8 protein-coding genes are annotated in these 7,258 nt (G+C 66.0%); 2 read left to right on the top strand and 6 right to left on the bottom strand.

The window, feature by feature from the left end; all coding sequences use genetic code 11:
- Positions 1-10: 10 nt before the first annotated feature.
- Complete coding sequence (gene msrA, locus HMPREF1136_RS05410; RefSeq protein ID WP_009648320.1) at positions 11-637, bottom strand: peptide-methionine (S)-S-oxide reductase MsrA; 627 nt, start codon at positions 635-637, stop codon at positions 11-13.
- Positions 638-788: 151 nt separating this feature from the next.
- Here msrA and HMPREF1136_RS05405 point away from each other — a divergent pair, with 151 nt between their 5' ends.
- Positions 789-2,249, top strand: a complete 1,461-nt coding sequence (locus tag HMPREF1136_RS05405) for an AI-2E family transporter (RefSeq protein ID WP_442852132.1) — start codon at positions 789-791, stop codon at positions 2,247-2,249.
- Between the two features lie 100 nt (positions 2,250-2,349).
- Here HMPREF1136_RS05405 and greA read toward each other — a convergent pair whose 3' ends face one another.
- Both greA and trhA read right to left on the bottom strand, forming a co-directional pair.
- On the bottom strand, positions 2,350-2,829 hold the full coding sequence (greA, locus tag HMPREF1136_RS05400) for a transcription elongation factor GreA (protein WP_034505045.1): 480 nt from the start codon (positions 2,827-2,829) through the stop codon (positions 2,350-2,352).
- A 118-nt stretch (positions 2,830-2,947) separates the two neighbouring features.
- Positions 2,948-3,631 (bottom strand): PAQR family membrane homeostasis protein TrhA, encoded by a 684-nt coding sequence (gene trhA / locus HMPREF1136_RS05395; protein WP_009648314.1) that lies wholly within the window; start codon positions 3,629-3,631, stop codon positions 2,948-2,950.
- Between the two features lie 174 nt (positions 3,632-3,805).
- On the opposite strand from trhA, the gene HMPREF1136_RS05390 reads away from it, so the two are divergent.
- Complete coding sequence (locus HMPREF1136_RS05390) at positions 3,806-4,567, top strand: isoprenyl transferase (protein ID WP_009648297.1); 762 nt, start codon at positions 3,806-3,808, stop codon at positions 4,565-4,567.
- Positions 4,568-4,651: 84 nt separating this feature from the next.
- On the opposite strand, the gene HMPREF1136_RS05385 is transcribed toward HMPREF1136_RS05390, so the two are convergent.
- From HMPREF1136_RS05385 to xseA, 3 genes are read right to left on the bottom strand one after another with little or no spacing between them, the layout of a single operon-like run.
- Positions 4,652-5,584, bottom strand: coding sequence for a carbohydrate kinase family protein (locus HMPREF1136_RS05385; RefSeq protein WP_009648309.1), 933 nt, complete (start codon positions 5,582-5,584; stop codon positions 4,652-4,654).
- Between the two features lie 42 nt (positions 5,585-5,626).
- Complete coding sequence (locus HMPREF1136_RS05380) at positions 5,627-5,857, bottom strand: exodeoxyribonuclease VII small subunit (protein ID WP_009648325.1); 231 nt, start codon at positions 5,855-5,857, stop codon at positions 5,627-5,629.
- A gap of 58 nt (positions 5,858-5,915) precedes the next feature.
- Positions 5,916-7,220 (bottom strand): exodeoxyribonuclease VII large subunit, encoded by a 1,305-nt coding sequence (gene xseA, locus HMPREF1136_RS05375; protein WP_009648299.1) that lies wholly within the window; start codon positions 7,218-7,220, stop codon positions 5,916-5,918.
- Positions 7,221-7,258: the final 38 nt, after the last annotated feature.

Genomic DNA, 7,258 nt, shown 5'->3' with positions numbered 1-7,258 from the left:
CGTCCTCCAATTACTCGTGGGGAAGCGCCGGGCAGGCAACCCCGGTGCGAGCGTGGCACTCATAGCCGCCAGGATTCTTCGCCAGGTACTGCTGGTGGTACTCCTCGGCGAGCCAGAAGCGGGCATTCGACTCGGGCGAGGGAGCCGGAGATATCACCGTCTGGATCGGGCCGAAACCGCGCGCGCTCAGCACCGACTGGTAGGCCTCGCGCAGGGCCTGCCCGACGCGCAGCTGGTCGGGTGTGGTCGTCCAGATCTGCGAGCGATACTGGTCGCCGATGTCGTTTCCCTGGCCGCCCACCTGCGTGGGGTCGTGGATCTCGAAGAAGAGCCGGATCAGGTCGGCCGCGCTGGTCGCCGACGTATCGAAGACGACGCGCACCGTCTCCGCGTGGCCCGTCGAATGCGAACACACCTGCCGGTAGGACGGATCGGGGGAGTGCCCGCCCATGTAGCCCACCGCCGTCGAGACAACACCGGGCGCATTCCACAGTGCCTTCTCGACACCCCAGAAGCACCCCGCGGCCAGGAAGATAACCTCCTGGCCCGCCCCGGCCTCGTCAATGAGAGGCGTACCAAACACGGCGTGTACGGAGGAACGGACCCCCGTCTTCGCCAGACGAAAGAAAGTATCCATGTCTCACATTTGACCACCGCCACCCCCACATGCGCCTGATGAGCGCGTAAAGACGGGAAAAAGTGACAGGCGCGGGTAGTCTTGGGGCGTGAGAAAAGGAGAACCAGTGGCTACAGCACCTAAACGACCGCGCTGGAATCTGTCGGGCCTAATGGGACGGCTGAACGCAGCGCTACCCGCGAAGAACGCCGGAAGAGGAGCATTCTCCGGCGAGATGCACACTCCCGCCCCCGTGGTTCTCTCGGTGCGCGAGGAAAACCACGATGAACTTGACGCCTCTGCCCTGGTGCCGCGTACCCTGCGCGTAGCCGCGGCCTTCTCGTGGCGCACGCTCGTCGTCGTCGGGCTGGTCACCGCTTTCCTGTGGGCCGCCGCCTGGCTCACGCTCGTCATCATGCCGGTCGCGATTGCCTTGACTCTCGCCGTGCTGCTCGAACCCCTCGTCTCATGGATGCGGCGCAAGCTGCACTTCCCCTCGTCCCTGGCCGCAGCCGTCGGCCTCCTCGTCTTCTTCTTCGCCGTTGCCGGGGCGCTGAGCCAGGCAGCCGCCGAGCTCATCCAGCAGGTCCCGCAGCTGGCCGTGCAGGCTGCGGAGGGCTTTGGCACCCTCATCCAGATGATCTCGACCAACGACTACCTGAAGAACGGCCCGCTCAAAATCGACACGACGGTGCTGAACCAGGCGGCCGATCAGATGCGCAGTGAGGTGGTGAACTGGCTCAACACGAACAAGGAGACGCTGGCGACCGGTGCTCTCAACATCACGTCGTCGGTGGGCACGCTGGCCACCTCCGGCCTGACGATGCTTTTCTGTCTGTTCTTCTTCCTGAAGGAAGGGCGCTCGATCTGGCTGTGGTGCGTGCGCCTGCTGCCCGCTCCCGCGCGCGTTCCCGTCCACGAGAGCGCGATCCGCGGTTGGGCGACCTTCGGCTCCTACGTTCGTACGCAGATTCAGGTGGCGGCCATCGACGCGGTCGGCATCGCGCTCGGCGCGTTCTTCCTGGGTGTGCCGCTCGCCATCCCGATCGGTGTTATCACGTTCTTCGCGGCATTCGTGCCGATTCTGGGTGCCTTGACCTCGGGTGTCATCGCGGTGATGGTTGCTGCGCTGAACGGCGGTCTGTCGAAGGCGATCATCATGCTGATCATCATCATGGTCGTCCAGCAGATCGAGTCCAACATCTTGCAGCCCTTTATGATGTCGAACGCCGTGTCCCTGCATCCCGTGGCCGTCATGCTGGTTATCACCGCGGGATCAGCGATCGCGGGTATCGCGGGCGCGGTCTTCTCCGTGCCGATTGCGGCCTTCATTAATGCGACGGTCATGTACCTGCACGGCTACGACCCAATGCCCGAGTTGGCCACGGCGCAGGACCGGCCGGGAGGCCCCCCGGGAACGCTCGAGAAGCAGATCGCCGCGACGTACGCTGGTAAGCCTGATACGCGTCCCTACACGTCGGTCCTCGAGGCCGATGGGGACGAGGTCGTGGCATCCGTGGATGCTCACGCCGAGGTTCGCGTGGAGCGGGAGGCGCCCGCCCCCTCAGGTGCGGTTGCCGAATCTGCGGGGGAGAAGTCGGGCGAACCCCCGACGCCCCACGTGGAGGTCTGATCCTCCCCTTCGAATACGTAGACGCGAGTGGGTCCCACCTGATGGTGGGACCCACTCGGCGCGTATGTAGCACTCGGCAGCGCGAACGCTGCGCGCAGGCTCAGCCTTCGAAAGGCTTGGCGTCGATGATCTCGACGTCGATCATGCGGCCGGTGGGGGCCTCGAAGGAGAGCTTGTCGCCTGCCTTGCGACCGATGACGGCGGCACCGAGGGGCGCCTGCGCGGAGAAGACCTGAATGCCCAGGTCGCCTCCGGCGTCGCGAGAGCCGAGCAGGAACGTCTGCTCGCGACCGGCGACGATGGCGGTGACAACCATTCCGGGTTCGACGATGCCGTCGTCGGCGGGGGTGTCGCCAACCTCGGCGTGCTCGAGCATCTCCTGGAGGACCTGGATGCGCGTCTCGTTCATGGACTGCTCGTTGCGCGCGGCGTGGTAGCCGCCGTTCTCGCGCAGGTCGCCTTCCTGGCGGGCTGCATCGATGAGGCGTGCGATCTCGACTCGCTTGACCTCGATGCGTTCCTTGAGCTCGTACGCGAGCAGGTCGTACTGGGCCTGCGTAAGCCATTGAGTGTCGGCCATAGTTCCTCCATTGACGTGTGTCAGTCGATTGAGCGCCGACACGTGGGTGTCGGCGCGCACGGTGTTGAGTGTAGCAACAATGTGCACGACGACGTGGTCGGCGTGCGCGGTCGTCGCGTTAGGAACCTAGGACTGCCAGGTAGACGGCGATGCAGTGGCAGGCCCACGCGGCGACGGTGAAGGCGTGGAAGATCTCGTGGAAGCCGAACCAGGTGGGGGAGGGATCGGGTTTCTTCGCGCCGTAGACGACAGCTCCCAGCGTGTAGAGGACGCCGCCCGCGACAATGAGCCACACGATGGCGGGGCCGCCTCCTGCCCACAGCTGAGGCAGGTACCAGACGGCGACCCAGCCGAGGGCGACGTACACGAGGGTGCTGAGCCAGCGCGGTGCGGTGGGCCAGAAGAGGTTGAGAAGGATGCCGATGATCGCGCCTCCCCAGACGACGGACAGGAGGATCGTGGCGTCGGAGCGGCTGAGGAGCGCGATGGTCAGCGGCGTGTAAGTGCCCGCGATGAGTAGGAAAATGTTGGAGTGATCCAGCCGCTTCCACATGATCTCCCAGCGTGGGGCCCAGTAGAAGCGGTGGTAGGTCGCGGAGACGCCGAAGAGAATGAGGGAGCATGCCAGATAGACGGCCGACCCGATTTTGGTCGGGGTCGTGGGGGCCAGGCACACGAGCACGATGGATGCGGCCAGCGACAGGGGGGCGGCTGCCAGGTGGAGCCAGCCGCGCAGCTTCGGCTTGATTTGGACGAGCTGTCCGGACGCCCACTGCTTGGGCGTGAGCGATGCGATCTTCATCTCTTCACCTCATCAATTTCTTACGCTACCGTAGGTTACTACGGCGTAAATTCCGGGGTTCGGCATGTTCTCGCACTGCGAGAGTATTTCTGTTTCCCTGTGACGAACGGCGCGATACCCTTACTGTCATAAGAGTAGGCCGCTTCGGCCTGTGCGACACGAAGGAGAGACGACATGGGCCAGTGGAACATGCTCTACGACATGTACGAGCGTCGCCTCAAAGCCGAGCTGTCCGATGCAGCAGTCCCCAAACACATCGGCGTCATCCTGGATGGAAATCGGCGCTGGGCGAAGTCGCTGGGGGCAACCGCCTCGCAGGGACACCGCGCGGGAGCCGGCAAGATCGCCGAGTTTCTTGATTGGTCCGAGGACGCTGGGGTCTCCATCGTCACGCTGTGGCTTCTGTCTACCGACAACCTGGCGCGCGACGAGGGCGAGCTGGGTGAGCTGCTGCGCATCATCTGCGAGGCCGTCTCCCTCCTGGCGGACCAGGGGCGTTGGAAGCTGGCCGTCGTTGGTGACCTAGCTCTGCTGCCTGAGCAGGTGAGTGAGGATCTGCGTGCGTCCGTCGCGCGCACCGCAAGCGTGCAGGGTATGACCGTCAACGTCGCGGTCGGCTACGGTGGCCGCCACGAGATTACCGAGGCCGTGCGCTCCATGATGCGCGAGGCCGCGGCAAAGGGACTCACCCTCGATGAACTCGCCGACTCCTTCACCGACGCGGACATCACCGCCCACGTGTACACGAAGGACCAGCCCGACCCCGACCTCGTCATCCGAACCTCGGGCGAACAGCGCCTTTCGGGCTTCATGCTGTGGCAGTCCGTGCACTCCGAATACTACTTCTGCGAGGTCTACTGGCCGGACTTCCGTCGCGTCGACTTCCTGCGCGCCCTGCGCTCCTACGCCCAGCGTGAGCGCCGCATGGGAAAGTAGCCGCGCCCACCAACGAACGAGGCCGGGACCCCATCACGGGACCCGGCCTCGTTGGTGAATCTGGAGGTGCCAGACGGCACCTGCTCAAGCGAGTTCGTGCGCCCAGGGCGGATTTGCGCCGCTGCGTGACACGGTCACGTCGGACACGGCGCTGGCGCGGTCGATGATGGCGCGCACCTGTTCCTCCGGGAGGACGCGTAGCGCCTCGCGTGCGCCGGTGCCACGCAGTCCCATGCCCCACAGAGCGTCAATCATGCCGCCCATGAAGGAATCGCCCGCCCCGACCGTGTCGACGACCTTGACGTCGCCCGGCGTCTTCGTGAAACGCAGGCCCGAGGCCGTGGCAACCAGGCAACCGTGCTTGCCGCGCGTAACGACCACGAGCGACGGACCCAAGCCCAGCCAACGCTCCACGACCTCGTCGATGGAAGCCCCGCCCGTCAGCCAGTCGATGTCTTCGTCCGACACCTTGACGATGTCGGACAGAGCGATGAAGCGCTCAATCGAGGCGAGCGCCGTCTCGGGATCGCCCATGATCGAAGGGCGCGCGTTCGGGTCGAAGCACACGAGTGCATGCTCGCGTCCGCGCTCCAGCGCATCCAGGACAGCCGACGCGCCCGGTTCAATGATCGCCGAAATGGAACCGGCCTCGAGGATCTGAGCTGTCTCGGGAACCTCGATGGGGGCGGTGGGTGCCCACTCCAAGTCGAAGGTGTAGGAGGCCGCACCGTTTGCGTCCAGGTGCGCCAACGCGGACGACGTGTGCGAAGCGCCGCGCGAGGCGTCGGTGATGAGCACGCCCGAATCGGCCATATGGAACTCAATGAGGCGTCCACGCGCGTCCGAACCGATCCACGTCGCCAGCTCAACTGGCCGTCCGAGCCGCCCGAGGGTCAGCGCGACGTTCGCGGGGGATCCACCCGGGATTTCCACGGGGAACTCCGGCTGATCGTGCGTGATCATGACATCGATGAGGGCTTCGCCGATTGCGAGCACGTGGGGGATGGACTGTGTCATCTGGTCTCCTCGCTTGCGGTCCGAAAACGTCCGGAAACTAGCCTAGCGGGCGTCGACCGCCTGCGTCCCCGTGCGCTCCGCCAGGCGAGACTGTGCCCCGTCGAGGATTTGTGAGCAGCGAGCTGCCAGCGCTTCCCCGCGCTCCCAGAGCGTCAGCGTGTCTTCCAACGGTGCTTGACCACTCTCAAGTGTCTGGACAATACGCACCAATTCGTCGCGCGCGGCCTCATATCCCAGGGACTGAGGATCGGGAAGCTGATCGGTCGGGGTCATTGTGTTGTTCCTTACGATTGATGCGCGGGTGGGACGAGGCCGGGGCTGAGGTCCCGGGTCACGATTCGGTTGGCGCAGTGGGGGCGGTGGCACCCACGACCTGAGCGACCATGCGGCCAGACGCGAGGATGCCTTCGATGAGGTCCCCCTTCTTCACCTGTGCCGAGGAAGTGATGAGCTGGCCCGACGGGGTCTTCAGCAGCGCGTAGCCGCGATCCAGCGTCGCCTGCGGGGACAGGGCAGTCAGCGTGGCGCGCGCACGGGTCAGACTCTGACGCTCCGACGCCAGGCGGCGCTCGACCGCCGTGCGCAGCGCGGTCACGCGCTGATCGAGGGCCGCGCGATGCCCGTCGACGATGGCCCCCGGCCCCTGGAGAACCGGCCGCGACGTCAGGAGCGACAGGTGCGAGCGCTCCGTCATGAGGCGACCGGCCAACGCTCCACGCATACGGGAGACGGCTTGGGCGACACCGTCGCGCTCGCGGGCACGGTCCGGGACGATGCGGCGCGCCGCGTCCGTCGGGGTTGAGGCGCGGTAATCCGCGACGAGGTCCAGCAGGGGAGAGTCACCCTCGTGTCCGATGGCGGACACGACGGGGGTGCGGGCATCCGCGACCGCACGCACGAGGCGTTCGTCGGAGAAGGGGAGGAGGTCCTCGACCGCTCCGCCGCCGCGCGCGATCACGATGACGTCCACGTCCTCCATGGCGTCCAGCTCGAGCAGTGCTCGTCCCACTTCGGGCACGCAGTGATCGCCCTGGACGGCGACCTCACGGATCTCGAAGCGCGCGTCTGGCCAGCGATCCGAGGCGTTGACGACCACGTCGTCTTTCGCCTTCGCGCCCCGACCACAGATCAGCCCAATCGTGCGCGGCAGGAATGGCAGGGGTTTCTTGCGCGCGTCCGAGAAGAGGCCTTCGGCGGCCAGGCGGGCGCGCAGTGCCTCAATCTGGGCCAGCAGGTCGCCGACGCCCTGGAGGTGAATCTCCGCCGCCTGCAGGTTGAGTCGGCCCGAGCGCTCCCAAAACACGGGTTTCACTCGCGTCACCACGCGTGCACCTTCGGTGAGCGGCGTGGAATCCATGACGCCCGCCCATGCGGTCACCGTCATCGACGTGTCCGTCTCCAGGTCGCGCAGCGTCAAAAAGTGCATCTTCGCGCCCGGGCGCACCTTGTACTCGACGACCTGGCCCTCCACCCACAGGGGACTCATGCGGTCCACGTACACCTTGATGTTCTCTGTCAGCCTGCGCAGCGGCCACGGATTATCCCGCGTCGTGTCGGCGGCTTTCGCGGCGGGCGGCCGCGCGGCAGCGTGTGCGGTCCCCGCTGCGGGGGAGGAGGGGGCATAGGGCGAGGTCACTCCCACAGGATGCCACACGCCGCCCCCGTCTGCGTCCC

The sequence above is a fragment of the Actinomyces sp. ICM47 genome, from assembly GCF_000278725.1.
In the GTDB taxonomy this organism is placed as follows: Bacteria; Actinomycetota; Actinomycetes; order Actinomycetales; family Actinomycetaceae; genus Pauljensenia.
Note: the sequence above shows the minus strand (reverse complement) of the source record. Positions and strands in the feature narration are given on the sequence as shown.